The following is a 26558-nucleotide window of genomic DNA, read 5'->3' as shown; positions in this document are numbered from 1 at the left end:
TCCCCCTACTCAACCGTGAACATGAAGTTGGTGTCGTACTGGCACGTACGCTCGGTGCCGTCGTCCGCCAGGCTCGTCGTGCGGATGGTGAGCAGGTACGCGCCCTCGGCAGGCGGCGTGAAGTCCATGCGCCAGTACGTCCACAGGTCGGCGTTGTTGTCGGGCGTGTCCATCGACAGCCAGCTCGCGCCGTGGTCAAACGAGAACTCGACGCGCTCGATCGGCTCGTTCCACGCGTCGGCAAAGCCCTCGAGGTGCACGGTCGTAGCCTCGTCGCCGCTCAGCACGACGCCGCTTGGGTAGTTCAGCACGCCGGCGTTGGGCTTGCTGTAGGCGATGCCCGTGCGGTTGTCGGTGAACTCACCGAGGTAGAGCTGCGAGTTCAGCTGGTCCTCCGGCACGGTCATGAACGTCAGGTTCGAGAGGCGCTTCACGAAGTTGCCGCCCGACGTCTTGTTGACCCAGAGCTGGCAGGGATAGCCCTGCGAGTTGGGCAGGGGCTCGCCGTCCATCTTCGTGACGATGATGGCGTCGTTCTCGATGAGCCAGTCCAGGCTCATCTGCGCGTAGTTGTAGCCGTCGGTGCTGATGGGGCTCAGGATGTTGGCGCCCTCGTTGGGCTGGGCGTACTCGATGATGGCGGACACAGGGATGCCCTCGACCTCGCACTGCATGATCGTGGCCTGGCCCACGCCGTTGATTGTGCAGTCGTTCTTCATGACCTGCTTGACGGTGCCGAACTTCTCGACCATCTCGGGCAGTGTCATCTCGACGGGGTTGGCGCAGTCGCCATCGATGGAGATGACCCAGTTCTCGTAGATGGACTCGTCGACGACAGAGTCATCGGTCAGCCACGTGCTCGGCTCGTCGATGATCGTCTTGTAGTAGCGGTTCTCGGCGGGCGTCAGCGTCGTCTGGTCGTACGTGATCTCGGCGACGGCCTCCTCGGCGGCTACGTCGGTGAAGCCCTTGAGCACGTCGTACTTAACCTCGTCCCACAGCTCAAACGAGTCGGTGGCCGGGTTGAGGTAGTGGCACGACTGGCAGCTGCCGGCATCGGCGCCGGTGAAGGCTGCGCTGGACAGGTGGATGGTGTGCAGCGAGTCCGCCAGGCTGCGGCCGGAGTACGAGTCGGAGTGGCAGGCCACGCAGTTCTCGTACGTCTGCTCGGTGTTATAGCCGAAGATGATGAGGCGGTGGTACGTCGGCAGGCTCATGAGTGCGTTCTCGAGCGTGTGGCACGACGTGCAGCCGCGGTTATCGGCGTCCAGGTACGTATTGTTGTAGCTGACGGGGTCGGCTGGCGTGCGCTGGACGGTGAAGCCGTTGCGGTCGGTGAAGCGCTCGGGCGCCTCCGCCTCGGCGTTCGCCGCGTTCTTGGCGCTGTTCTCGTAGAAGTCGGGCAGGGCCGAGATGCCGTCGATGAAGCGGCCCTTCGTCGGGAATCCGCTCACCTCGGCAAGCTGGTCCGGGTTGTCGGCGCCCTCACTGGCGAGCGCCTGCGTGCCGGCGATCGGCAGCGCCAGTGCGGCGAGCAGAATCGTCGCTGCCAGCGCGCCTCGGATGGAGCTGTGGACGCTTGCACTCCCCGGTGCCGCGCCCCTGGTCTCGTGTCGCATGGTTGCGCTCTCCTCCCCTTGTGCTTGCGGATCGCATCCCCCGGCAACCATTTTGTTCCGGGCCGCGCCGAACCTCCTCTCCCTTGGATGCGCCTGCCTCCCCTCGGGGCAGCCGCGTGCTCTGTAGGTACCTGACTATCATATGTCAACTCTACACAACAAGTTCACAAAATGCTGCGAGCGCCTGAAACGCGGTGGACGGTGGAATTGGTTCCGCGAGGGTCTATGGGGGCGAAAGGGGCATGCGTCGGCCCTGGCCGACGGGGCTGCGGCAAGAAATCCTCCTAGTGCGGTATTTTCCGGAGTTGTCTGGCAAGAATCTGCGCTAGTGCGGTGCACTGGCAGCGGCCGGGCCTCTCGAACCTGCGGAAACCTTGCCGGAGTCCACGGAAGATTCCGCTTGCTGGAGCACGACCTGGAGTTTTGCCGCGGATTGCTAGGGGTCGCACCGCACTAGCGCAGATTCTTGCCAAGGACTCGGCGGAAATACCGCACTCGAGCCGATTCTTGCCGCCCTGGCTTCTCTTGAGGCGTACGCCGGCAACGCTGCAGGGGGTCGCAGAGTTGGCGGACGCCTGCGGCCCCTCCAAGGGCGCGTGACGGCGTGGCCGGAGAGGGACGGGCGCTTGGCGAGGCGTCCTAACCCTCTCCGTCGGCGCTTTCGGCGCATCACCCCAGAGGTTGTATATGCATCTGACCGGCGGATTCGCCCTTTGGGTTTGATGGCGTGCCGCGGGGTGCGACGCATCATCGTTATCGTTCGCTGCCGGCGGCGGGCGCATCCAGCGCCTACACGCCGCACCCAACTACGAAGGGGAGTCACGCAATGAGCAACACGAACGCTACGTCGAACACCGTTTCGCGCCGCAGCTTTGTGGCCGGCGCCGCTGCCACGGTCGCGCTGTCCGCCGCCGCCACGCAGGCCCTGGCCGCCGAGGCGTCTTCGGACGCCAAGGACGCCGAGTCCGCCCCCGCCGCCGCGCCGGCGAATCGCTGGCAGTCTGAGGCGGCTGCCGCCTGGCAGACGGCCCCCGCGCCCGTCGCCGATGCCGACATCGCTGACGGCGGCACGTTCGACGTCGTCATCGTGGGCGGTGGCCAGGCCGGTACGTGGGCCGCGAAGCACGCCGCAAAGAACGGCCTGACGGTCGCGGTGGTGGAGAGCCAGGAAGAGGCTGCCCACATGTATATCGGCGGCGAGGTTGGCACGATCAACAACCCCTGGGCCCTTGCCCACGGCGCTGTCGAGATCGACCCGCAGGACTTCATGCGCGAGGTCTATCGCCGCAACCAGGGCCGCTCCAACCAGCGCATCATCAAGAGTTACGTCGACCACTCCGGCCAGTTCCTGCAGGACGCCATCGACGAGATGGGCGAGGCCTGGATGGACGAGCACGGGATGCACGTGACGTCCTGCCCGCCTGACGAGCGCATCGTCATGGATCCCTCGGGCTACAAGTACTACCTCGGCACCGTCATCTTCCGCGACCCCGACATGGCCCTGTCCGAGTGGCGCTGGAACGAGCTCATGACGAAGCAGAAGACGGACTCCCAGGAGCTGGGCGCGCAGTGGCTGTTCAGCTCGCACGCCGAGTACCTGGAGAAGGACGCCGACGGCCGCGTGGTCTCCGTCGTCGTGCTCAACCGCGCCGACGGCACCTATAGCCGTCTGACCGGCACGAAGGGCATCATCCTGACGGGCGGCGACTTCGCGGGCAACGTCGACATGATGCGCGACATCAACGACGAGTACCGTCACCTGGCCGAGAGCCTCGGTGACATCGAGCTCGCTGCCGCTGTGCCTATGTTCCTCGAGCGCGACGGTTCGGCCATCGCCATGGGTGTCTGGGCTGGCGGCCACATCGAGGTCGGCCCGCACGCCGGTATGAACACGGGTCAGGCCGGCCCGGAGGCGCCCTGGGGCCCCGGCTATGTCATGCTGAACCAGAACGGCAAGCGCTTCTGCGACGAGTGCGCCGGTGGTGCCGAGGGCTCGGCCTACATGGTGCCTCGCCAGCCCAAGGGCTCGGTCGTTGCCATCGCCGACGCCAACTGGCAGGATCTCGTCTACTCGATGCCGCCGTGCCACGAGGCCGTCGACTATCGTCGCGAGAAGGGCTGGCCTGCCACGGTCGAGAGCATGGAGGCCGTGAAGCCGGGCGACGAGCCCACGACGGCCATCGCCTACTCCAGCCAGCCTGACGTGTACTGCGCCGAGACGCTTGAGGATCTCGTGCGCATTGTGGGCTGCTGGAGCGAGGACGAGCAGGCTGCCGCGCTCGCTGAGCTCAAGCACTATCAGGAGATGGCTGCCGCAGGCCAGGACGACGACTTCGCCAAGGATCCGCGCATCCTCGCCGTCACGAAGCTCGACACGGCGCCGTTCTACGCGGTCGTCGGCAGCACGACGGCCATGAACCCCGGCCTGTGCCAGACGACGGGCCTCGACATCGACGACCAGTATCACGTGCTCGACAGCGACCTCAAGCCGATCCCCGGCTTGTTTGCTGCCGGTAACAACGCGGGCAACCGCTTCGTCGTGCAGTACTCCACGCCGCTGTCCGGCATGAGCCTGGGCTTCTGCCTGACGGAGGGCCGTCTGCTGGCCGAGGGCCTTGCCGACGGGAGCATCGCGTAGGAGGCCCCTCGCGGCTGGCGTGATACGCGCACGGTAACGGAAAATACCTCGCGATGAGGCGCGGGCGTTGGGGCGAGAGCCTTGGCGCCCGCGCTTTTGTGGCGCGCTCTCTTTGGGGGCGACGGCGAGGTTTTTCGAGGCTCGCAGCCCCTTCGGCTCATGCTGGAGCGATGCGGGCTTTGCGGTTGGGCTCTCCGCTGCCGTTTCGCTCGCGCTCCGGGTCTGTGCTCCCTCCTGCGGAAGGCCCGGGTGCCCATAGCTTTCCCTGACTTGCCCGAGGTTGCCCGCTGCGATACAGTCGGGGCCTGTTGGGCGAGGTCCTGCCGCAGGGACGGGGATGCCGTTCCTGCGGGCGGTCGCGAAGGGGGAGCGCGGGCGATGAGTGGTGCTGGCGGGGACAGGCCTGCGAGGACGGGAGAGACGGCGCCCGGTTCGACAGGGCCGCGCAATTCGGTCGCTGACGTCGCTCGAGGCAGATTTCCCCTGCCACGCCCCTTTACGCGCTTCCTTGGCTTTTCCTGCCTGGTCTGCTGGTTTGTCGCCATTCTCGCCGGGCCGTTTGCGCGCGGCGGTGTCGTGATGAGCGGGCTTGCCGCGCTTGTGCCTGTTTGCCTTGGCGCCTCCCTGGCGGCTTTTGCTGTCCTGCTCGTGACGCTGCGCATCGTGCCGCTCTCGCGTCGCTGGGGTGCGAACCTTGCGCTGGGCGTGCTGGCATCGGCGGGCTCGTGCGGGCTGATGCTGTCCGTGGGCGTGATCGATCCCTGGGTGATATGGGCCGGAGAGCTGCTTGCGGGCGCCGGCGTTATGTGGTTGGCGCTGGCGTGGCAGGAGTTCTTCGCGGCGCAGGGGGTGCGCGAGGCCCTGCTCGGCATGGCGGTGCTCTGCGCGCTCGGCGTCGCGCTGTTTGGCGTGCTCTGCCTGCTGCCTGAAGGTATTGCCGCCCCCATCGCCCTGCTCATGCCCGCCGTCGGTGCCCTGACGTTGCGCCCGCCGCGCGGTACCCGGTTCTACGTGTCATATGCGGGTGACATCTCGACGCCGCAGCTGCTCGCGAACATCCTGAACGACTACTCGCCGCGCATGTTCGTGCTGTGCGCGCTCGTGACGATGGCCGCCGTGTGCGGCTGCGCGCCCTTGCTGCCCGAGGTGCTCTGGGGTGGAACGGGACCCCTCACCGAATGGGGCGCCGTGGGACTGCCGGGTGCTGCCATGGCGCTGGGGTGCGCGTTTGTGGCTTTTGAGCGTCCCCGGCGCATCATGCGCCTGTTCTACGCGACGCTGCCCCTCGTGGCGCTCGGCGTCGTGCTCGCGTTCTGCGCCGTGGGTGTCGCCTCGAGGATCGTGGAAGGCCCTCTGGTGTGGGCGGCCGTTGCCGGCAGTTCGGGATCCATGGGGCTTGCCAGCCTGGCGCTTGCCGTGGCGGCGCTCGGCCTATCCGGCGTGTTCTGCCTGGTGTGGGTGCTCATGGTGGACTGCTCTCACCGCAAGCGTCTGCCCGCTCTCGGCCTGGTGGCGTCGCTGTCGGCGGCGTGCTTCGCGGGCGTCGTACTCGGGCTCGTCGTCTCGGCGGGCATCGGTTATGATCCCGCTCTTGGCGCGGTTGTCGCGCTGGCGGCTCTCGTCGTGGCGTGCCTGCTGTTCGCGAGCTTCAATGGGCGGGTTGCCATCTCGGAGGAGTCGTTTGCCGCGCCGCAGCGCACGAGCCAGGAGCAGGCCGTGCTTGCGTTGGCGGAGCGCTGCCGGCTGACGCCGCGCGAGACGGAGATCCTCCAGGTGTGGCTGGCGGGCCACAACGCTGCCTACATCGAGGGCGCCCTGCATATCTCGCGCAACACCGTGAAGACCCACCTCAACCATATCTATCAGAAGACGGGCACCTCGGGTCGGGAGGATCTGCTCGCCGCGCTGGACGAGGCAGCGGGACGCTAGCGGGTTCGTGCGCCCTCCTCCGCCGCGTCGAGTGCGGGCTGACCCGGGAGACCTCTGCTATCGCGGGTGCCTCATCTGGCGGCACGTGCCTCTCCGTAGCGCCGACTGCGGGCTGACCTGCCTGCCTTTCGCTGCGCGCGTTGTGGCTGGGAGGGGCTCCCCGGCGGGGGCTTGCGGCCGGCTGCGCTGACTTTGCTCGAACGGGGTGCGGGCCGCCGCGCGAGGGGCCCGGGGAGCGCAGCTGCAGCCCGCGGGCGTGTTCGTGGCCAAGATGGCCTGTCGTGTATGGGTGTCCCGCCGGGAGCGATGCTTCGGAAGTCCGGACGCAGGTACAGGGGAGCGCGCTGCCTGGGGTTTAATCGGACGGCATGTCACTTCGGCTTGCGTAGTGGAATGCCCGGCCATGCATGGCGCCGCGTTTTGGCCATCGAGACGCGATTTCTTTGCAGTCGGGCCTGTGCGGGAGCCTTCCACCCGTGCTTGATCTCTGCTTGGGACTGTCTGACGGACTCCGGGGAGTCCAGCGCTATCGGAAAACTCCCTCACGAGAATCTCCGTCAACCTTACCTTACTTTCAGGAACGGCGCAGATGTTGGGGCAAGCAGGCGAGACCAGCAGCAAAATGCCTGCTTATGACGTACGCGTTGCAGAGGGTACGTTGGACACGCAGCGCGGGGATGCCCGTCTGTCTGTGCCGCGGCGGAGCCCCCGGCCTCGGGCTCCGGCTGCGGAAGGTTTCTTTCAGCTAACGTTCGTACACTCTCGCCAACGAAGCGGCACAGGCTTCGCGCGCTTTCCCAGGCTACGAGAGGACGTGACCAAGATGACGAACGCACATGCCACACAAACGAACCCCGTCGTTCGAAGCACCGAAGAGGTCGGGCTCGCAGGTACCTCTGTAACGGCAGCCGTTGTGTTGAACGACGACCGTGCGGGGCGGGCCTTGCGCGCTCGCCGCTGCGCCGGTCTGACGCGCCGCGAACTCGTCGTGGGCGTGGGCGCCGCGCTTGCCCTTGCGATCCCGGGTGTCGCGCTGGCGAGCGAGACGGCGGCTTCCGGCGCTGCCAGCTCGGCAGGTGAGGTGCTCGTCGAGGTCTCCGACACGGGCGTCACCGTGGATGGCGCACCGGCTCCTACCTCGGCTGACGCTGCCGCTTCGGGCGTGTATGTCGCCAATGACGTCGTGTACTATGAGGATCGCGAGACGTACGACAGCGGTAACGCATACGGCGAGGGGACCGAGGAGGACCGCCACTCCGCCGAGGAGGCCGCCGCGGTGACGGTCGTCCATATCGCCACGCCGGGCACGTATCGCCTGACTGGCGAGCTCACGAGCGGCCAGATCGCCGTCGACCTTGGCGGGGAGGCTGCCGATGACCCCGCTGCTATTGTGACGCTTGTGCTCGATGGCCTCGACATCACCTGCCCAGTCGCGCCGGCCGTGCTGTTCTACAACGTGTACGAGTGCGACGCGGAGGCCAGCGAGGAGACCGCGACCTCCGAGGTGGACACGTCCGCCGCGGGTGCCAACGTCATCGTCGCCGACGGCTCGACGAACACGGTTACTGGCTCGCACATCGCGCGTATCTACAAGGATGACGGCACGCAGGAGAAGCTCTGGAAGATCGACGGCGCGTTTCACTCGTTCATGTCGATGAACATCGACGGCGGCGAGCAGGGGACGGGTAGGCTCGCCATCGTCGGCGACAACGAGGGGCTGGGCTCCGAGCTGCACCTGACGATCAGCGGCGGCAACATCAGCGTGCTTGGCCAGGACGACGCCGTCAACACGAGCGAGGACAACGTTTCCGTCTGCACGATCAACGGTGGTAGCCTGCATGTTATGGGCGGCCTGGGCGATGAGGGCGACGGCATCGACTCCAACGGATGGCTCGTCATCAACGGCGGTACGGTCGTTGCGATGGCCAACCCGCGCTCTGACTCGGGTCTCGACGCCACGTGCGGCGCCTATGTCAACGGCGGTACGGTCATAGCGCTGGGCTCGACGATGGACTGGGCAGAGAGCGACTCCGATCAGGTGACGATGAACCTGCAGTTCGCAGCCGCTCAGGACGCCGGGGACGTCATCGTCGTGACCGATGAGGACGGCACGGTCGTGTTCGCATACGACCCCTCCGAGGACGAGGTGGCCGGTACGCAGATCCGCAGCTACCAGGGTGCGGTGCTTAGCTGCGCGAACTTCGAGGTCGGCGGATCGTACCACGTGTATATCGGTGGCGTCGTGAGCGGTGATGAGGTTGAGGGTGTCTACGACGCGGCGAGCGTGACCGGCTATGAGGGCGGAGCGCAGCAGGCGTATACGGGGACGTCCGTCGGCGGGTTCGGTGGCCCCGGTGGCGGCATGGGAATGGGTGGCGGCCCTGGCGGCATGGGCGGCGAGGGCTTCCCGGGCGAACCTCCCGAGGGCATGGAGCCGCCGAGTGGTACGGAAGGCGAGCCGCCCGAGCTCCCCGAGGGCGTCGAGCCTCCGAGTGGAGGTACCGGCTCCGAGGGCGCGCCGGACGGAGAACCGCCCGCGATGCCCGTGGGGGACGCGGGCGCCGTTGCGGGCTCGATGTCGGCTGAGGCTCCCGCTTCGCAGGGTACCGAGGGCGGCGCGGCCGCACCAAGCTCGACCTCCGCGGGCGCCGACGGTTCGTCCTCGGCTGACGCCACTGCCGAGACGATCGACGTCTTCTACCTCGAGGACAAGGTCAACGCCTTCTCCGGCGTGACGGCGGTGGCGGAGTAAGCGCGCAACGTCAAAGCAGGTGCATCGGACGGTAAAGAAAGGCCGAGGGGCAGTCCAGTTCTGGATGTGCCTCTCGGCCTTTTGCATCAGCCGTCTCTTTGCGGGTGAAATTGCGGGCTGCGGGGCCGGGAGACCCCGGAAGGATGTGTCGCTGGCCGCTCCTACGCCTCCATCCCCGCAAACCCGGTCTGGCGCAGTGCCTCGTACAGCACGATGGCGGCGGCGTTTGAGAGGTTGAGCGAGCTGATGCGGTAGCCCTCCGGGTCGATGAAGTTCCCGCAAATGTCCTGCCGGCGCAGGGGAGAGCTCCCGCCAGCCTGCTCGTCCAAACCATGGAGGGCGTCTTCCTGCTCGCGCCACTCCTCGTTGTTTGCGAGCGTCTCGACGTCGGGCAGCATGGGAATGCGCTCGCAGCTCGCGGGGTGGGCGGCCAGGACGTTCTCGGGAATGCCGGTGCTCTCGCGGCCAAAGACGAGGAAGTCCCCGTCGCGATACGTTGCCTGCGCATAGGTGCGCGCGGCCTTCTTGGTGAGCAGGTGCAGGCGAGACGAGTCGGTGCTATCCGCGGCGAGCCCGTTGCGCGTAAGGAAGTCTTCCCAGCTTGCGTATACCGTCACGTCGAGGCTGCCCCAGTAGCCGAGCCCCGCGCGGTGCAGCAGCTTGTCGTCGAGCGAGAACCCGAGCGGACCTACGAGATGCAGCCGCGACCCCGTGACGACGCACGTCCGGCCGATGTTGCCCGTGTTCGCCGGGATCTCCGGCTGGTACAGCACGACGTTGAACATGGTGAAGGGGACCTCGATCTCTCGGACGGTAGCGCCTGCACATGCCAGTATAGGCCTGCGGAAATCCTGATCTTCCAGCGCGGCCATAAACGCTCGACGGATCGGTTCGACTGCGGCGGGCATTAAAAACGCGACCGGACTCCGGAGTGGGCTCATCGCCCAGCCAGAAGTCCGGTCGCGCAAAAAAGAGCTTGGCATCGCGGGGAATACGCTCCCCGCCCTGCGCCTTTAGAGCACGAGCGACGGGGCGTTGTAGGCGCGGGCCTGGTACTCGCGGTCGAGGGCGTAGAGGCCCTTGGGATCGGTGCCGAACAGCTTGTAGTTGTCGATCATCGTGCGGGCGTTGTCCTCCTCCTCGCCCTGCTCCTTCACGAACCAGTCGAGCATCTGCATCGTGCGGAAATCGTGAACCTCGTACGCGGCCGCGTAGATGTCGTTGATCGTGCCCGTGATGTACTTCTCGTGCTCAAGGGCGGCCTCAAGCGGCTCGAGGTCATTCGTGAACACCTTGTCGGGCTTGGCGATGGCGTCGAACGTCACGGGCATGCCCTCGTTGACGAGGTACTGGCGGAAGAGCATGGCGTGGTCGCGCTCCTCCTGCGTCTGGATAACGTACCAGTTGGCGAAGCCCTTCAGGCCGCGCTCCTCGTAGTAGTTCGCGAACGTCAGGTACAGATAGGCGGAGTAGAGCTCCTTGTTGATCTGGGCGTTCAGCAGCTCGTAGACCTTCTTGTCCATGATGAAACCTTTCTTCGTCCTCAGTGCTCCCAACGCGATGACGCGGCCAGCTCCCAACGGGCGGCCGCGCCGTCGCGAACGCCGCAGCGCGGGCTCCGGCGCATGTACGTGCGTAGTTATACCCGCTTGGTAGTGGGGCGAGGTCCACTTCGCGTGCGCATCCCGATTGCCACGGGAACGCCACGGTAGGAACGAATCTCAATAGGGGGGAACGTCCGGGTATCTCAAGGCCGTCGCCGACGGCGTCCTGACGGTTACTGTCGAGGGCGGCAAGGTGACGGGCGTCGCCATCAACAGCTTCACCGCTGCTGACGAGCTCGACCTCGTCGCTGCCGTCCGTCGCGCCCCGACGCCGGTCGTTGCCTAGGTTTTTCCATGGGCTCTCGGCTTGAGCGACTGGAGTCTCCGGACGTGCCGCGAGCTGGGGCCCATAAGGGGAAGGTCGCCGCGCGCGGGTGCGCCCCCTCTTGCGTGAGCTGGCCCGCCGTCTCTGCCCTACGTGGGCTGGGCGGCGGGTCTTTTCGTACGTGGGGGCTTTACGGGAGTTGTGCCGGGCGTACTCTATGCGCACGACGAATGCGCCGTCGCCCCGCGGGGCCCGGCTTTCAGTGAGGAGGACGACATGGGCGAGCTCCACGGTGGCGGCGAGGCGATGCCGCAGCCTGCGGTATCGTCCTCAGAGGCGGCCCGGGTCACGGGCGCCCCGTTGACGGAAGGTGCGGGCTCGTCTTCTGAGAGCCGGCCTACCCCCGAGTCTTCGTGCCCTGGTGCGCCCCTTCCCGTGGCGTCGGCACAGCCGTTCGTGAACGACTCGGCCGCCTCGCGTTGCCCGCGGGGCCTTGCTGTCGTCCTGTCTCTTCTGGTGATCATCCTCATCGGTATCGGCGCGGGCCTGCTGGCGTCACAGCTGGCCGTTCGGAGCCTCGAGATGCTTGGCATCACGCCGGAGGAGGCTGATGCCGAGACCGGTGTCCTTCTCGACCGTGCGGTCTCCCTGCTCGACACAGGCGACGCTCAGGGGAGCCGAGAGGCTCAGGACGGCTCGCTCGCGGTCGCTCCTTCTGCGGGCGAGGAGGGCTCCTCGACGTCGGCCACCGAGCTGGCAGACGAACAGGGTTCCGAGCCGGCTTCCAATACGCTGCCGGATGATGGGGCGTCTTTGGGAGAACGCATCGGCGGCGCTCTCTCAAACCTGACCGCAGGCGGTCAACAGGCCCCGACCGAACCGGGTGCCACCGCGTAGCGCCGCCTTCCGAGATACATGCCCCAGGGCCGCGCTTCTCTGTGTGCGTTCACGCTCTGGCGCCGTGTCGAACCCCTCCGACCTGCGCGAGCCCTATGATTGTCCGTATCAGCCACGCCGACGAGGAGGAGCCGAGTCATGGAGCTAGTCATTCATCTGGACGAGAACGGGATGCTGCCCGACCGCTTTGGCAAGTACTGTGCGCCCGAAGAGCGCGAGGGCGGGCACATGAGCCGCCGCTCGTTTCCGTTTGTGCTGAACTGCGTGCCGTACGGGACGCGCGCTATTGCGTGGGTGTTCCTCGACTGGGATAGCGTGCCGGTGTGCGGCTTCCCTTGGATTCACTGGTGCGGTTACCTGGCCGACATCGACGACGTGGGCGAGGTCATGCTCATGGAGGACGCGTCACGCCTTGGCTACGGCGGCATGTACGAGGGCCACAACAGCGAGCGCCTTTCCGACGGGAGCTTTGGCAGCGGCTACGTGGGGCCGTGCCCGCCCGACAAGGATCACACGTACACGCTGCACGTCGTGGCGCTCGATATGGTGCCTGACCTGCCGCGGGATCGTCCGTTCTGGGTGAACGAGCTCGTGGGCGCCTGCCGTGGGCACGTCCTCGGCGAGGCGGTCGCCCAGCTTCCCAGCCGTGCGTAGCGCCGGGGTGCGGGACGCAGGGGCTGGCGCTGCGGGCTCGCGGAAGCGTGGGGCTGGGTGGTGTGGGCCCGCGCCCCGAGGCCCGCGCCCCGGAACTCGCGCCCCGGGGCGTGCGGATGCTGGGCGCGTTTTGCGGGTATGCACGATTTTGTAAAACCGCGCGCTGGATTTGGCCCCGAATTACGGTTGTGCGAGGTTTGCGCGGTTCCGTGAGGCGCCTGGGAGCCGGCCCCACGATGTGCGCAGCCGTTCTACCTGCATGTTCCTTGAACGGGGGTGCGGCTCTATCTCGTAGATGCTTGTGCAAACCTCGCAGGACCGCCGTTTGGGGCCAGTTTCGGGCTCTCGTTTTGCAAGATCTAGCACAGCCGCAAATCCTGCCCACCGGATTGCGCTCGAGTGGATGAGGCCGAAGGGGCCACGGTGCCCGGGCGCTGATATGGCGCTGGATTCTACCTGGGCGAGCGGTGCCAGAGGTGTAACCAATCATGGTAAAGACGGGCGGTGGATACTTTGGGGCAGCAAACCGAAGAAGAAAAGCCGGCATCTCGCAAATGCATCCATGTGGCGGCGGCCATTATCGTGCGAGGTGAGGGGGCTTCGCGCGAGATTCTGGCAACGCAGCGCGGCTATGGTGAGTTCAAGGATTGGTGGGAGTTTCCAGGCGGCAAAGTACAGCCGGGCGAAGCGGCGTTTGACGCGTGTGCCCGCGAGCTGCGCGAAGAGCTCGCCGTCGCGCTGGCGGACGTCGTGCCGTTCATGACGGTTGACTACGACTACCCGGATTTTCATCTGACGATGGACTGTTTCACCTGCCGTCTTGCGCCTGGCGAGCAAATCAGCCTGCTCGAGCACGAGGCCATGCGCTGGCTTGGCAGGGACAAGCTGGACGACGTGCGTTGGCTGCCCGCTGACGAGGGGATCATCGAGGCCCTGCGCACGATGCTGGTATAGCGAGGCGCGCCGCGGGGCCCACGCGCTGTGGGCACTCCCCTCGGGCCGGTGACCTCGCGGTATCTGGCGCCCCTGCTTCATGGGATGGCGTGCGCCAACCCCCAAGCGTCTCTCCGGTGCTTTGCTCGCGCGCTGGCGCCGCCGCCCTCTCCCACGCCCCCTATCCCTCCGGCCCTTCGAGTGGCACTCGGTACTCGCGCAGCTCGGGCGCTTCCTCTACATCTTGCTCGCCGGTCCGCGCCGGCTCCGCGTTCCCCACGACCGCCTCTTCCGAGTGCGCCGCTCTTGCCCGGCCTTCTCTCTCCGGGGCTTTCCGAGGCGCTCGCTTTTCCCTCGTATCTTCCTTGACGGTGACGCGTCGCGGCCTCTTGCGTCGACCGGGCAGTTGGGGAAGCTCGCTTTCGTCGAGGCCCGGGCGCATGAGGACGTCTGTGATGTCGGCGAGCTCCGCACGCGAATGGACGCCGAAGCTGTAGTAGATGTCCTGCAGGTGCGTGTTAAGCGTCGGGCGGGTGACTTCCAGCTCGCGGCAGATGTCGGTGGGGCTCAGGCCTCGCATGAGCAGGACGTACACCTGAGCCTGGCGCCGCGTGAGGTCGCCACGCGCGATGGGCACGGCCAGGCGCGCGAGCTCTCCGTCGAGGTCGATGCCCTCTTGCTCGGAGGCGGCGGAGTGCGCGCTTTCTACTGGCGGGGCATACGAGTCGGGGGGCTCCATACTCGCGCCCGGATCGCTGGAACAGGCGGTTTCTGCTGGGATCTCGCCCCCGCCGAACCGGCACGGCACCACGTGCCAGCCATGAGCAGGCACGCACAGGGCGTACGTGAGCAGCAACAGCGCGACCACAAGGAGGAGGGCGGGCAGAGGGTGAAGCGCCTCCTCGCGCAGGCATCCGAGCCAGCAGGCAAACGCGGCGCCGACTGCCTGGGCCGTGCACGCCGTTTCGAATGCGCCCTCGTCTGAGGTGCTCGACCGCAGGTGGGATAGGGAGGCGATGAGTAGCCCCTCGTCCATCACGAGCAGCGCCGCCCCCGAGAGCGCGATGACGAGCGGCCAAAGCTCGGGGACGAGGCCCGCCACGATGCTGGCGGTCGCGACGAGGGGCAGGCACAGACGCGCCGTCGCAAGCGGGGCGCTGACGCACGATCGTCTTGCAAGCAGCAGGAGGCGGCGCGTCATGGAGCACGCAGCCACCAGGGCGGCAGCGAGACCAACGAGGGTGCAGACCGTCTCAAGAGCGCCCCGCGCACCCCGCGCCGCGCAGGTCGCAAGCGGGGCGTACACGCCCGCTGTGCTGACAAGAAGGACGATAGCGGCCGAGCGGCGAACCATCGACGCGGAAAAGGCTGGCTCAGGCGGTCCGGCTTCGGGCTGAGCTTGCGTCTCGAGCGGGAAATACCCGCGGGCCACCTCGATGAGTGGACGATAGGCGAGGGGAGCGAGGGCGAACAACGCGGCGGCACCTGCGAACGGAAGCAGGGCGCAGACGAAGACGCAGCTGACTGCCGCGGCGAGCGCGTCTCGGATGAGCCTGCTGGCTTCAAGGGGCTCGAGCCGCGCCAGCGCGTGGGCGATCTCAAGGCGGATGCACGCCTGGGCCGCTCCCATGTGTAGGGCGCCCGCCAGTCCGATGCCGAGGCGAAGCGCCGGGTTCTCGGCGAGCTGGTGCAGGGCGACGGTGAGGCTGCCTGCGACGAGCAGCGCCGTGTGCACGGATCCGGCACGCAGGGCGCTTCCCAGCACCGCGAGGTTTCGGGCGCGGACGAGGCTTGCGAGCGCCGTTGCCGTGGCGCTCGCGGCAAAGAAAGCCAGTGCGAGCAGGGGCGTCCAGACTGCGCGACCTATACCGAGGCCGAGGGGAGCGAGCAGCAGCGGCACGAGCGTCACGGCCTGCGAGAGGCCGAGCGCGAGGGCGAGGGGTGCTCGCAGGCGGTCGCGCTCGGAAGCGGGCCGTAAGAGGCGGCATGTATGACGGGTGTCGATGCGAGGGAACATGGCGGTCTCCTGGGAGGGGCGGGGCGCCGAGGCGCATGCGTGTCCCGTGCACCCTCGCATAAGCGCGCGTAATGCGCATCGGATGGCCGGTGATGAATTGTCGGGGGCAGCCTGCGGCGTCTCAACATCGGTGCAGCGTGAGAGGGCTCCCTTCTCCTGTGAGCGATCGCCGCGCCGAAGGCCGAGGCGGCCGGGAACGACGGCCTTGACCAGCCTGTTGTCGAGGGCGATATGAGCGCGTGCTGAGGCCTCATATCGCCCTCGTACCGTGCCTCATCCCGGGATGTTTTTGCCGCGCTGCATGATGGCCGCCCTGTGGCGACCCTGTGTGGTTATCGGGAGCGAACTCGCGGGCCGCCGCTACTGGCTTGTCGAGTCTGTCTCGCTCATGAGCCGCGCGATGAGCTCCTGCAGCTCGCTCTTGCTGTGAACGCCTGCCTTTTCGTAGACGTGGGCGACGTGCGTCTTCACGGTGCTGATCGCGACGTGCAGCTCGTCGCAGACCTCGCGCACGCTGCGGTTCTCGTAGAGCAGCAGCGCTATCTCCGCCTCGCGCGGCGACAGACCGTACGTCGTTGCCAGCAACACGGCGCCGTACGACGCGTCGTGTGCCGCGTGCCCGTCACTGTCTGCAGGCGATGAGGCGGGCACGCCTGCCGACATCACAGTGGGACCCACAATGCCCAGCCAGATGCTGAGCGCGATGCAGAACGTGACAGCGAGCAGGACGCCTTGCACCTGGGGCCCGAGCGCCAGGCTTGTCGTCACGGCGCGTCCAATCACGAACCCAACGAGCGCGGCTACACCCGCGAGCACGAGGAAGCGGGTGCCGTTGCCGAGAGCAACCGCCACCTTGGATGCCCGCACATGCGCGAGCGTCCAGGCGAGCAGGGCTCCGCCGCCGGCGAGCATGAGTGCCAGCGGGGCTCCTGAGCTGTCGAGCACAATGCTGAGGCAGGCGCCGACAAGGGCGAGGCAGCACCCCACAAGCACGCTGACGCGCTCGCCGGGGATGGCGGGGATCAGCGGCACCGCCAGCACGATGGAACCGATGCCGAGGGCGCAGAACATCCCCGGAGCAGGGGCGACACCGCCGACGACGGGCAGGCCGGCCCCGAGCACGGCGCACAGCGCGAGCGTCGCGGCTACGGCGGGGACGTCCTGGCGGAGCGCATGGGATGGGAGCTCGTCCTCGTCACTGCCCGCCTTGTCGGAAGCGCCCCCTCTCGTGCGCAGGCAGAGCGTCAGAAGCGCGCCCGCGACCGGCGGATAGGCGTAGCTGGCGACGAGCGGCTGCTGCAGCAGCGACATCAGCGTGAAGAGGATGAACGCCCCCATGAGCGCAAGGGAGAGCTCCGTGAACGTCGCAGCGGGTTGGACTGCGGGACTCAGGCCTATCCAAGTGGCGACCAGCCCTGCTGACGCCAGCGCTACGAGCAACGTCGCCGCGCGTACGAGCAGAGGGGCGGCGTGAGGATCGACGGCGTAGAGGGCGACCCACGCGAGCATGAGCACTGCCGTAAGCACCCATACCAGGAGCGTGCCCGTGCGGGTGGTTTGCACGGGGGCTCCGGGGAGCTGCCGGGCGGACGCGGCTCCGGCACGCTTCAGGACGAGCGCCGCGACAGCGACGCCTGCCAGAGACCCGAGCAGCCAGACAAACCAGAACGACCCGGCGGGATCGCCGATGAGCGGGTAGGGTGTCTTGGCGAGCGCGGTGACCACGATGAGCAGCAGCGGCGCTCCGCCGAGCCCCCAGGTGGATGTGAGGCTGACGACGGATTCTTGCTTGGGGGCGGATGTGACGGGGTGCGGGGAACCTAAGGACATGGCGCGACCTCTTCTCGAGGGGCGGATGAGTGCGTGCTGCGGGCAGACGCCCCTGCGCAACACATCCGACCCATGGTAGCAAAGCGTTTGGGCTCTTTCGCCGCGATACTAGCGTCTGGGCAGGCAGGAGCGTCAATCATCCGCGAGGACGAGGCGGCTCATCCCATGGGAGGGGCTCCGCCCGCCTCGTGGCCGATGGCTTGTGGCGTCTCGTTGGCATACAACAAAGGGGAGGTGTGGGCAGGAGGGCGCCCCTCGCGCTCCCTGACGATGGACCTACGGCCCGGTCGTCGCGAAGGCAGGGCTACCGGTTTCGCCTCGAGTTCGCACTCACGCAAGATCCATCCCCCAACGAAGGGAGATCCACCATGAGCACGTCTTCCACCACGCACTCCGCCGCCCCGACGCGCCGCGCTTTTCTTCGCGGCATGGGCGCCGCCACCCTCGCAGGTGCTGCCCTGGCCGCAGCACCCGCAAGCGCATCCGAACAAGCTGGCGCCCCTGCGTGGGATAGCGAGGCCGACGTCATCGTCGTCGGCCTGGGCGGCGCCGGCGTCGTCGCAGCCATCCGCGCCCACGAGCAGGGTGCTTCGGTGCTTGTCATCGAGACGTCGTCGCGCGGCGGTGGCTCGACGTTCCGTTCGGGCGGCCTCATCTACATGGGCGGTGGCACGCAGCTGCAAAAGGACCTGGGTGTCGAGGACACCCCCGAGGCCATGAAGGCCTACGTCACGGCGCTTGCCGGTCCCAGCGCCGACCCCGCGCTCATCGACGTCTTCTGCGATACGTCCGTCGAGCTGTACGACTGGCTCGTGAGCCACGGTGTCGTGTTCGGAGGCACGCTCGACGACACGTCGCACTCCACTGAGCCGCCTGCTGGCGTGAGCCTCATGTACTCGGGCAACGAGCGCGCGTGGGAGTATGCGTCCATCGCCACGCCCGCCCCGCGCGGCCACGCACCCAGCGACGCTGCCATGGGCCTGTTCGAGCCGCTCGAGGCGGAGGTCGAGGGCTTTGCCGAGATGCACTACGAGACGACGGGCACGGCACTCGTGACGGACGAGGCGGGTGCGGTCATCGGCGTGCGCGCGATAGGCGCCGACGGCAACGACGTCGCGTACAAGGCGAACAAGGGCGTCATCCTGAGCGCCGGTGCCTTCACGTACAACGACGCCATGCTCGCCGATTACGCGGCCGATGCCTTGCTATGTGGCTCGCGTACGGGCTGCGAGACCGACCGCGGCGAGGGCATCCTCATGGGCCAGAGGATCGGCGCGGCGACGCGCTCCATGGGCAGCGTCAACTTCAACCGCTCCATCTACCTGTACGGTGACCTGGCGGCTGGTGCTCTCGTTGACTACAACGGCCTGCGCTACCTGTGCGAAGACTGGCACGGCGGCAAGGTGGGCCTGACGATCAATCAACACTCGCCCGAGAAGGGCTTTATCATCGTCGACAATGACGTGCTGCAGCTCGCGATGTCGACGCCCTACGGCGCCTATCTGCAGCCCGTGGCACAGGCCGACACGATCGACGAGCTCGCGGCTGCCATCGGCGTGCCGGCGGGCAACCTCGCGTACACGGTCGAGCGCTACAACGGCTTCTGCGAGGCGGGCGAGGACACGGACTACCACAAGAGCCCCGAGTATCTGAAGCCCATCGTGACGCCGCCGTTCTCGGCCATCAACGGCGCCGCTTCTTCCTGCGGCTTCCACACGCTCGGCGGCCTGAAGATCGATGCCCAGGCGCGCGTCATAAACCTGGACGGCGCTCCGATCGAGGGCCTGTACGCGGCTGGGCGCACGGCATGTGGTTTCTTCGGCCGCTACCCCGGCTCGGGTAGCTCTATCGGCGACGGCATGACGTTCGGCTACGTCGCCGGCGCTTCGGCTGCGGCCAGGTAAGCAACCGGTTTTCGAGCTCGTGAGACGGCCGGGCGCGCTTGAAATGTCAGGCGCGCCCGGTAGAATCGGGGCGTATCGCAGGACGAACCCGAGGGGAACTCATGAGCCAGGCAACGGGTATTGCCGAGGAGATCGCGCGACGGATCGTGGGCATTCCGGACTTCCCGGAGCCCGGTGTTCTGTTCCGCGACATCACGTCGCTGCTGGCGGACGCCGAGGGGCTGCGCCTCGCTGTCGACGCGATGGTGGCCGAGCTCGACGGCGTGGAGTTCGACGCCGTGGCGGGGCTCGAGTCGCGCGGTTTTCTCTTCGGTATGCCCGTTGCCTACAAGCTGGGCAAGCCGTTCATCCCCGTGCGCAAGAAGGGCAAGCTGCCGCGGGCGACGGTGTCGGCCTCATATGAGCTTGAGTATGGCACGGCGGAGATCGAGGTGCACCGCGATGACGTGCGCCCCGGCATGCGCGTCGTGCTCATCGACGACCTCATCGCGACGGGTGGCACGCTCGAGGCGGCGGTGCGCATATTCGAGCAGCTCGAGGCCCCCGTGGTGAAGGTGGTCTGCCTGCTGGAGCTCGCCGGCCTCCACGGTCGTGACCGCCTCGCTGGCGTCTGCCCCGTGAGCGCCATCGTCTCCTACGAGGGGAAGTAGGCGCCTCATGTCGAGTGCCGAAAGTGCGCCCGTGCCCACGCTGTTTATCGACGCTGACGCGTGCCCGGTGACGCGTGACGCGCTGGCTGTGGCGCGGCGCAAGCGGGTGCCAGTCGTGATCGCGGGCAACTCGACGCAGAACCTCGCGCGCCACATTCGGCCCGATGACCCTCGGACGCCAGAGACGGCTCGGCGCGGCTTCTGGGTGGAGACGCTCGACGTGAGCGTAGGGGCGGACAGTGCGGACTTCGCCATCGTGGAGCGTCTGAGTCCGGGCGACGTCGTCGTGACGCAGGACATCGGGCTGGCGAGCATGGTGCTCGGGCGTGACGCTGCGGCCATCGGCGTGCGGGGGCGCATTTACGACAAGGCGACCATAGACATGCAGCTCTTCATCCGACACGAGGAGAAGAAGGTGCGCCGCGCGGGCGGCCGTACGAAAGGCCCCGACCCCTTCACAGACGAGGATCGCGCCCGCTTCACGCGCAACCTCGAGCGCCTTTTGGACCGATAGCCCTGCGGGATTCCCAAACTGGCAAGATAGCCCTGCCAATTTTGCCAAAACTGGCAAAGTAACCTTGCCAATTTTGGAACTTGACACTGGTCTGACGCGGTTTATACTGCCATCTAACATATGAACAAATGTTCATATGAAAGGAGATGGAGAGAACGATGGCAGAGCTTGAAAAGGCGACGACCCTGAATGCCTCGGAGGCGCTCGCATCTGCGCCCAGCCCCGGCCCCTGCGACTGTGATCCCGCCGACATTCCCGACGAGGAGCTGCTCTACGACCTCGCCGACCTGTTCAAGATCTTCTCGGACACGACGCGCATCAAGATCCTCTACTGCCTCATGGGCACGGAGCTGTGCGTCGCCGACATCGCTGAGGCAACGGGCACGTCACAGAGCGCCGTCTCCCACCAGCTGCGCATCCTCAAGCAGGCTCACCTCGTCAAGTTCGAGCGCGACGGGCGCAACATCGTCTACTCGCTGGCCGACGACCACGTGTACACGATGCTCTCCGTCGGCATGAGCCACATCTGCGAGTAAACATCGGTTATTAGCCGGGGCGCCCGCGCCCCTTTGAGAGAAAGGGACTTCCCATGATCAAGCACTTCAAGCTCGACGAGATCGACTGCGCCAACTGCGCCCGCAAGCTCGAGGACGCCATCAAGAAAGTCGAGGGCGTCCAGGACGCGTCCGTTAACTTCATGATGCAGAAGCTCACGCTCACCGCTGCCGATGACGAGTTCGACGAGGTTCTAGAGCGCGTCGTGAAGCTCGCCGCCAAGCTCGAGCCCGACTGCGAGATCGTGCGATAGCCCGGGCGACGCCTGCGGGTTCCTCGCACGGGCCTCGCCTCTAGATTCGAGGTGATTCCCATGGCCAAGAGCGGCCTCAACAAGAAGCAGCGCAAGACGCTCAACCGCATCCTGCTCGGCCTCGCCATCTTCGTCGTCGTCATGATCCTGAGCAAGTCGGGCCTGCTCCTGTCCTGGCTCGGCCCCACGCTCGACCTCTACGTCGAGTTCGCGCTGTTCCTCATCCCCTACCTCATCGTCGGCTACGACGTGCTGCTCAAGGCAGCGCGCAACATCGGCCACGGCCAGGTGTTCGACGAGAACTTCCTCATGGCCGTCGCCACGATCGGCGCGTTTGCGCTCGTGCTGTTCCCCGACGCGGAGCAGCACTTCTCCGAGGGCGCGGCCGTCATGCTGTTCTACCAGGTAGGCGAGCTGTTCCAGAGCTATGCCGTCGGCAAGAGCCGCAAGTCCATCGCCGCGATGATGGACATCGCGCCTGACTACGCAAACGTGCGTCGCGACGGCGAGCTCGTCCAGGTTGACCCCTCGGCAGTCAAGCCCGGCGATGAGATCGTCGTCAAGCCCGGCGAGCGCGTCCCGCTCGATGGCGTCGTGCTCGACGGTTCCTCCCAGCTCGACACTGCCGCGCTGACCGGCGAGTCCGTGCCGCGCCACGTCGAGACGGGCGCCGAGGTCATCTCGGGCTGCGTCAACATGACGGGCGTGCTCACCGTGCGTGTCTCGAAGCCGTTCGGCGAGTCCACCGTCAGCCGCATCCTCGAGCTCGTTGAGAACGCGAGCGACAAAAAGGCCCGCACGGAAAACTTCATCACGCGCTTCGCCCGCTACTACACGCCCACCGTCGTCATCGTCGCAGCGCTGCTGGCCATTGTGCCTCCGCTCGCGCTTGGTGGCGGCTGGGCCGACTGGGTGCAGCGCGGCCTCATCTTCCTCGTCGTCAGCTGCCCGTGCGCCCTCGTCATCTCCGTCCCGCTGTCGTTCTTTGGCGGCATCGGCGGGGCGAGCCGTCTGGGCATCCTCGTGAAGGGCGGCAACTACCTCGAGGCGCTGGCGCAGGTGGACGCCGTGGCGTTCGACAAGACCGGCACGCTGACGAACGGCACGTTCAACGTCGTGGCCGTGCACCCCGAGGCCGGCGCCGATCCCGAGCGCATCCTCTCCATCGCCGCGCACGCCGAGGCGTACTCCGACCACCCGATCGCCATCTCCGTCAAGGAGGCCTATCGCGGCGACATCGACCAGGCCAAGATCCGCGACGTCCAGGAGGAGAGCGGGCACGGCGTCGTCGCCACGGTCGACGAGCATGCGGTGCTCGTGGGCAACGGCAAGCTCATGGCGGGCCACGGCATCTCGTACCACGAGTGCGAGCTCACGGGCACCATCCTGCACGTGTCGCTCGACGGGAGCTATATCGGCCACATCGTCATCGCCGACGTGCTCAAGAACGACGCCGCGCAGGCCATCGCTGACCTCAAGGCGACGGGCGTGCGCAAGACCGTCATGCTGACGGGCGATCGCGACGAGGTGGCCGCTGCAGTGGCGGGCAAGCTGGGCGTGGACGAGTATCGCGCGCAGCTGCTCCCGCAGGACAAGGTCACCGAGGTCGAGAAGCTGCTCGCTGCTGAGAGCGGCAAGGGCAAGCTGGCGTTTGTCGGCGACGGCATCAACGACGCGCCGGTTCTGACCCGCGCCGACGTCGGCATCGCCATGGGTGCCATGGGCAGCGACGCCGCCATCGAAGCGGCCGATGTCGTGCTGATGGACGACAAGCCGTCCAACATCGCGAAGGCTATCCGCATCGCCCGCAAGACGATGGGCATCGTGTGGCAGAACATCATCTTCGCGCTGGCCGTGAAGCTGCTCGTGCTCGTGCTGGCCGCCGTGGGCATCGCCAACATGTGGCTCGCGGTGTTTGCCGACGTGGGCGTGGCTGTCATCGCCATCCTCAACGCGATGCGCTGCATGAACGTAAAGCGTGCGGACGAGGAGTAAGTCCCCCCTACGCGCGAAATGACCGAACGGCCCGCTGTCCCCTCGAGGGCGGCGGGCCGTTTTCGTAAGCCGGCACTGGCGCCGAACCTACCGCGGAGCGCTCTCGCCGATCTCGCGTACGAGCTTGAGCAGGTCATCCTTCTTGTGTACGCCGATCTTCTGGTAGACGTGGAACGCGTGCGCTCGCGCCGTCCCGTCCGAGATCGAGAGCTCCTGGCAGATGTGGGGCCGCGTGTACCCCTGCGCCAGCATCACCATGACCTCGCGCTCGCGGGGTGTCAGCCCGAAGCGCCGACAGATCTCGTCGTATGTGCGTGCGTCCTGCTCAGCCCGCTCGCTTTCGAGCTGCGCGATGAACGCGTCCTCGCGGCGGTTGTATACGGTTCGGAAGCTCGCAAACGTTGCCCACAGCACGGCACCGTACGTCGCGACGAGCCCGAGCGGCTCGGCTCCCAGCGTGGGCACGACGAGCGGGCCGAGCGCGATTCCAGCGCTCCATCCCACCATGAGGGCGGCCTTCTCGCTGAAGCTGAGCGTCGTCTCGCTCATGCCGAACGTCTCCTTGAGGCCTGAGAGCTGAAACGACGACGCAAATATCCAGCTGAGCCACAGCACGGTCGGGGCCAGCGGAACGAGCATGGTCGCCCCGCCGCGGGCATAGGGGGCGAACAGGCAGCCGACGAGCACGAGCGGCATGATGGGCAGAAAACCGTACAACTCGTCGCCCATGTGCAGGAACACGGCGAGCAGCGCAATGCAGACAACGAGCCCTGCGCCGATGAGCAGGGGAGAGAACGACTCGGAAGGCTCCGCGCGCACGGCTGCCCAGTAGGCGGCGCCGATGGCGAGTCCGAGCACGACACGCGAAGAGTAGAACCGGGCGATGGCGGCGCGGACGGGAGCTTGCTTGCTGAGCGGGCGCCTCGTGTTGACGAAGCGCACGCGCCGGCCCAGCAGTACAGAGGCCGACAAGATGCGCGCGACGACGCCCAGCGCCGTGCCCCCGCCGATGGCGAGGGGGCTCACGAGGTGGAGCAGCAAGGCGAGTGCGAGGGAGAGCAGCGCGGTGAGCACGGCGTGCCGGCCTGCCGTGCGCTTGTCGAGCGAGGCGAACGCAAACCCCCAGAGCAGCACCATCAGCGAGATGTTCACAGCGAGGCAGAGCTCGAATGCCAGCAGGAGCGGGAGGTCAAAGCCGGCAGCTTCCCGCGCATGTGCGACGCCGATGGTGCCGAGCGTCCCCAGGCCCGCGAGGATGCTAGCGATGGCGAGGCCGAGGCGGGGTCGCTCGCGCTCGAACAGGTGAGGCAGAGCGATGGCGACAAGGGCGATGAGGGCGGTCAGCGGCGTGTGCACCCACGAGATCAGACCGTCGACCGCGTCGGCGGGTCCCGCCGCGGAAAGGGCTCCCTCTGTCCCGAAGCCAAGGTAGAGCAGCGAGGCCCAGTGCAGCGCAGCGCCGACGACGAGGGCCCAGCTGAGCCCGGCGGCGCGGGTTCCACGGGCGGGTGATGCGGTCATGTCAGGCGCCTCCCCCTGTGGCGACATCCTTACAAGTATCAACGTTATACCAGCTCATGGCATAAGCGAATCGCTTAATCGGGCGGAATCGGGCGATGTCATACCCGCGTTTCGATGCGCTTTCCCATCCCGCTGGCGACACTCGGAATCACGCGGCCAGCGACGGCGCAGCGGAAGCCCGCAGACAGGCGGAGCTTCGCGGGGCTTCGTGCCACGGCCGCACGTGATACGTACGGTATGGGCAACGAAAGGGGTATGCGATATGGCACAGGCTACATCCGCTCACGAGACGCTCTCTCGCCGCAGCTTTGTGTGCGCCGGCGGCGCGGCTGCGGCGGTCGTCGCGGGCTCGACGGCGCTGACGGGCCTCGCGAAGGCTTCCGAGGGCGACAAGGTCACGGTCTCGTTCGTCGACACGATCGCCTGGGACGCCGAGTATGACGTCGTCGTTGTGGGTTGGGGCGGCGCAGGCTCTGTCGCGGCTATCACCGCGGCCGAGAATGGCGCCAAGGTCCTTTTGACCGAGAAGGCGTCCGAGGGCGGCGAGGGCGGTAACACGAAGGTGTGCGAGCAGTACATCTGTACGCCGAACACCGTCGAGGACGGCGTCGCGTTCTACACGGCGATGTCCGCTGGCTTCGACACGGCCACGCCCGAGGTCATTCAGTACATGGCCGAGGGTTCCGTCGGCAACGTCGACTGGCTGCTCGCTCATGGCGCTCCGGCTGTCGTTGGCCTGCACGAGATCGAGCAGGAGGAGAGCGAGCCCGATCCCAACGGTACGCCGTCTGCCGAGATGATGTCGTGGATCTACGAGAAGTCCGACGGTTCGATGGGCATCAGCGAGTACCCCGTTTGGCCCGACGGCACGCCCATGGACGGGCGCATCGACGAGTTCAAGATGGTCAACCCGCCCGATAACAACGAGAAGAAGTACTGGAACCTGCTGCGCGACAACGTCATCGCGCTCAAGGACTCCATCGACATCTGGTACGAGTCGCCGGCGACGCACCTCATCCAGGACCCGTTCACCAAGACGATCCTCGGCCTCAAGATCGAGCGCGGTGGCAAGGAGCTGAACGTGCGCGCCCTGAACGGTGTCGTGCTTGCGTGCGGCAGCTACGAGTCCAACCAGGAGATGTTCGAGAACTACGCGCAGTTCTCGCAGGCGTATCCCGTCGGCACGACGAACAACACCGGCGACGGCATCAAGATGGGCCTGGAGATCGGCGCCGACCTGTGGCACATGGACGCGCTGTCCGGTCCCTGGATCCTCCCCAAGTTCCACGAGATCGACCGCTGCTACTTCGGCACGAACATCGCGGGTCAGCGCATCACGACGGCCGGCAACTGCATCTACGTCGGTAGCGATGCCAAGCGCTTCATGAACGAGTCCGGCACGCAGAAGCACGGCCACGTGCAGATCGGTGGCAGCTGGATCAGCCAGCCCGTGTCCGACGTCATGTGGGCCGTCATGGACGCGACGGGACGCAACGGCGGCGGCACGATCGCCACGATGGACGAGGCCGAGATCATCGAGGGCGCGAGCCTCGAGGAGCTGGCGGAGGCCATCGGGCTGGACGCCGAGGCCCTGAGCGCGACCGTGGCCGAGTGGAACGACGTCGTGGCCGCGGGCGTCGACCCCAAGTTCGACCGCCTCGACATCTCGATGGCCCCGATCGAGACGGCGCCGTTCTACGCCGTGCGTCTCTACCCGGCGTGCGTGAACTGCCAGGGCGGCCCCAAGCGCAACACGAACTGCGAGGTGCTCGACCCCAACGGGAACCCGATTCCCAACCTGTACTCCGCCGGCGAGCTCGGCTCGTTCTGGGCGGGCGTGTACATCTGCGGCGGCAACATCTCCGAGACGTGCTACACCGGCCGCACCGCCGGCGAGAACGCTGCGAAGCCCAAGGACGCCCCGGCGCCCGTCGAGCTGACGGTTGTGGCTTCCACGCCCACCGCTAACGGCAGCGACTACACGGAGTAACTGCACAAACGGCGGTGGTGACGGGGTCGTCATAGCCT

Annotated in this window: 19 protein-coding genes; 13 read left to right on the top strand and 6 right to left on the bottom strand. The window is 66.9% G+C overall.

Translation table 11 applies throughout. From position 1 onward, the window contains the following. Positions 1-5 precede the first annotated feature (5 nt). Positions 6-1619: a molybdopterin-dependent oxidoreductase gene (locus tag KHZ24_02015; protein MBS5449980.1), complete on the bottom strand. Its 1614-nt coding sequence runs from the start codon at positions 1617-1619 to the stop codon at positions 6-8. 826 nt (positions 1620-2445) lie between these two features. Between KHZ24_02015 and KHZ24_02010 the strand changes: the two genes are divergently transcribed. The 3 genes from KHZ24_02010 to KHZ24_02000 all read left to right on the top strand — a co-directional run bounded on the left by KHZ24_02010 (position 2446) and on the right by KHZ24_02000 (position 8938). Next, positions 2446-4257: an FAD-dependent oxidoreductase gene (locus KHZ24_02010; GenBank protein ID MBS5449979.1), complete on the top strand. Its 1812-nt coding sequence runs from the start codon at positions 2446-2448 to the stop codon at positions 4255-4257. Between the two features lie 579 nt (positions 4258-4836). Next, positions 4837-6186: a helix-turn-helix transcriptional regulator gene (locus KHZ24_02005; protein ID MBS5449978.1), complete on the top strand. Its 1350-nt coding sequence runs from the start codon at positions 4837-4839 to the stop codon at positions 6184-6186. Between the two features lie 823 nt (positions 6187-7009). After that, positions 7010-8938, top strand: coding sequence for a carbohydrate-binding domain-containing protein (locus tag KHZ24_02000; GenBank protein MBS5449977.1), 1929 nt, complete (start codon positions 7010-7012; stop codon positions 8936-8938). Between the two features lie 161 nt (positions 8939-9099). Here KHZ24_02000 and KHZ24_01995 read toward each other — a convergent pair whose 3' ends face one another. Both KHZ24_01995 and KHZ24_01990 read right to left on the bottom strand, forming a co-directional pair. Next, complete coding sequence (locus KHZ24_01995) at positions 9100-9723, bottom strand: tRNA (cytidine(34)-2'-O)-methyltransferase (protein ID MBS5449976.1); 624 nt, start codon at positions 9721-9723, stop codon at positions 9100-9102. Between the two features lie 228 nt (positions 9724-9951). Beyond that, complete coding sequence (locus tag KHZ24_01990; GenBank protein MBS5449975.1) at positions 9952-10464, bottom strand: ferritin; 513 nt, start codon at positions 10462-10464, stop codon at positions 9952-9954. Between the two features lie 619 nt (positions 10465-11083). Here KHZ24_01990 and KHZ24_01985 point away from each other — a divergent pair. From KHZ24_01985 to KHZ24_01975, 3 genes are all read left to right on the top strand, one after another. Next, entirely contained in the window at positions 11084-11704 is a 621-nt protein-coding gene (locus KHZ24_01985; protein ID MBS5449974.1) for a hypothetical protein, read from the top strand. A 138-nt stretch (positions 11705-11842) separates the two neighbouring features. Next, on the top strand, positions 11843-12358 hold the full coding sequence (locus KHZ24_01980) for a YbhB/YbcL family Raf kinase inhibitor-like protein (GenBank protein ID MBS5449973.1): 516 nt from the start codon (positions 11843-11845) through the stop codon (positions 12356-12358). Positions 12359-12871: 513 nt separating this feature from the next. Beyond that, positions 12872-13312 carry a (deoxy)nucleoside triphosphate pyrophosphohydrolase gene (locus tag KHZ24_01975; GenBank protein MBS5449972.1) on the top strand — a complete coding sequence of 147 codons (441 nt, stop codon included), beginning with the start codon at positions 12872-12874 and terminating at the stop codon, positions 13310-13312. A 160-nt stretch (positions 13313-13472) separates the two neighbouring features. Here KHZ24_01975 and KHZ24_01970 read toward each other — a convergent pair whose 3' ends face one another. Both KHZ24_01970 and KHZ24_01965 read right to left on the bottom strand, forming a co-directional pair. Then, the gene (locus KHZ24_01970) at positions 13473-15308 is read right to left on the bottom strand and encodes a helix-turn-helix domain-containing protein (protein MBS5449971.1); all 1836 of its coding nucleotides are present in this window, start codon (positions 15306-15308) and stop codon (positions 13473-13475) included. A gap of 360 nt (positions 15309-15668) precedes the next feature. Further along, positions 15669-17138, bottom strand: a complete 1470-nt coding sequence (locus KHZ24_01965; protein ID MBS5449970.1) for a helix-turn-helix transcriptional regulator — start codon at positions 17136-17138, stop codon at positions 15669-15671. A 368-nt stretch (positions 17139-17506) separates the two neighbouring features. On the opposite strand from KHZ24_01965, the gene KHZ24_01960 reads away from it, so the two are divergent. The 6 genes from KHZ24_01960 to cadA all read left to right on the top strand — a co-directional run bounded on the left by KHZ24_01960 (position 17507) and on the right by cadA (position 23009). Continuing rightward, entirely contained in the window at positions 17507-19042 is a 1536-nt protein-coding gene (locus tag KHZ24_01960) for an FAD-binding protein (GenBank protein MBS5449969.1), read from the top strand. Positions 19043-19143: 101 nt separating this feature from the next. Continuing rightward, positions 19144-19692 (top strand): adenine phosphoribosyltransferase, encoded by a 549-nt coding sequence (locus tag KHZ24_01955; protein MBS5449968.1) that lies wholly within the window; start codon positions 19144-19146, stop codon positions 19690-19692. Positions 19693-19699: 7 nt separating this feature from the next. Then, positions 19700-20206, top strand: coding sequence for a DUF188 domain-containing protein (locus tag KHZ24_01950; GenBank protein ID MBS5449967.1), 507 nt, complete (start codon positions 19700-19702; stop codon positions 20204-20206). 158 nt (positions 20207-20364) lie between these two features. Continuing rightward, the gene (locus KHZ24_01945) at positions 20365-20742 is read left to right on the top strand and encodes a winged helix-turn-helix transcriptional regulator (protein MBS5449966.1); all 378 of its coding nucleotides are present in this window, start codon (positions 20365-20367) and stop codon (positions 20740-20742) included. Positions 20743-20795: 53 nt separating this feature from the next. Beyond that, complete coding sequence (locus KHZ24_01940) at positions 20796-21014, top strand: cation transporter (protein MBS5449965.1); 219 nt, start codon at positions 20796-20798, stop codon at positions 21012-21014. Positions 21015-21074: 60 nt separating this feature from the next. After that, complete coding sequence (cadA, locus tag KHZ24_01935) at positions 21075-23009, top strand: cadmium-translocating P-type ATPase (GenBank protein ID MBS5449964.1); 1935 nt, start codon at positions 21075-21077, stop codon at positions 23007-23009. Positions 23010-23096: 87 nt separating this feature from the next. Here cadA and KHZ24_01930 read toward each other — a convergent pair whose 3' ends face one another. Beyond that, on the bottom strand, positions 23097-24530 hold the full coding sequence (locus KHZ24_01930) for a helix-turn-helix transcriptional regulator (GenBank protein ID MBS5449963.1): 1434 nt from the start codon (positions 24528-24530) through the stop codon (positions 23097-23099). Positions 24531-24792: 262 nt separating this feature from the next. Between KHZ24_01930 and KHZ24_01925 the strand changes: the two genes are divergently transcribed. Continuing rightward, entirely contained in the window at positions 24793-26520 is a 1728-nt protein-coding gene (locus KHZ24_01925) for an FAD-binding protein (GenBank protein MBS5449962.1), read from the top strand. Positions 26521-26558: the final 38 nt, after the last annotated feature.

Source organism: Coriobacteriia bacterium, assembly GCA_018368455.1.
Lineage (GTDB): Bacteria > Actinomycetota > Coriobacteriia > Coriobacteriales > UMGS124 > JAGZEG01.
The sequence above is the reverse complement of the archived record's forward strand: the minus strand, read 5'-3'. Positions and strand labels throughout refer to the sequence as shown.

Excerpts from the sequence above, each read along its gene's own strand:
- KHZ24_01940 (MBS5449965.1), top strand. The coding sequence starts at position 20,796 with ATGATCAAGCACTTCAAGCTCGACGAGATCGACTGCGCCAACTGCGCC.
- KHZ24_02000 (MBS5449977.1), top strand. The coding sequence starts at position 7,010 with ATGACGAACGCACATGCCACACAAACGAACCCCGTCGTTCGAAGCACC.
- KHZ24_02010 (MBS5449979.1), top strand. The coding sequence starts at position 2,446 with ATGAGCAACACGAACGCTACGTCGAACACCGTTTCGCGCCGCAGCTTT.
- KHZ24_01995 (MBS5449976.1), bottom strand. The coding sequence starts at position 9,723 with ATGTTCAACGTCGTGCTGTACCAGCCGGAGATCCCGGCGAACACGGGC.
- KHZ24_02005 (MBS5449978.1), top strand. The coding sequence starts at position 4,837 with ATGAGCGGGCTTGCCGCGCTTGTGCCTGTTTGCCTTGGCGCCTCCCTG.
- cadA (MBS5449964.1), top strand. The coding sequence starts at position 21,075 with ATGGCCAAGAGCGGCCTCAACAAGAAGCAGCGCAAGACGCTCAACCGC.
- KHZ24_01945 (MBS5449966.1), top strand. The coding sequence starts at position 20,365 with ATGGCAGAGCTTGAAAAGGCGACGACCCTGAATGCCTCGGAGGCGCTC.
- KHZ24_01925 (MBS5449962.1), top strand. The coding sequence starts at position 24,793 with ATGGCACAGGCTACATCCGCTCACGAGACGCTCTCTCGCCGCAGCTTT.
- KHZ24_01960 (MBS5449969.1), top strand. The coding sequence starts at position 17,507 with ATGAGCACGTCTTCCACCACGCACTCCGCCGCCCCGACGCGCCGCGCT.
- KHZ24_01930 (MBS5449963.1), bottom strand. The coding sequence starts at position 24,530 with ATGACCGCATCACCCGCCCGTGGAACCCGCGCCGCCGGGCTCAGCTGG.
- KHZ24_01955 (MBS5449968.1), top strand. The coding sequence starts at position 19,144 with ATGAGCCAGGCAACGGGTATTGCCGAGGAGATCGCGCGACGGATCGTG.
- KHZ24_02015 (MBS5449980.1), bottom strand. The coding sequence starts at position 1,619 with ATGCGACACGAGACCAGGGGCGCGGCACCGGGGAGTGCAAGCGTCCAC.
- KHZ24_01965 (MBS5449970.1), bottom strand. The coding sequence starts at position 17,138 with ATGTCCTTAGGTTCCCCGCACCCCGTCACATCCGCCCCCAAGCAAGAA.
- KHZ24_01950 (MBS5449967.1), top strand. The coding sequence starts at position 19,700 with ATGTCGAGTGCCGAAAGTGCGCCCGTGCCCACGCTGTTTATCGACGCT.
- KHZ24_01985 (MBS5449974.1), top strand. The coding sequence starts at position 11,084 with ATGGGCGAGCTCCACGGTGGCGGCGAGGCGATGCCGCAGCCTGCGGTA.
- KHZ24_01970 (MBS5449971.1), bottom strand. The coding sequence starts at position 15,308 with ATGTTCCCTCGCATCGACACCCGTCATACATGCCGCCTCTTACGGCCC.
- KHZ24_01980 (MBS5449973.1), top strand. The coding sequence starts at position 11,843 with ATGGAGCTAGTCATTCATCTGGACGAGAACGGGATGCTGCCCGACCGC.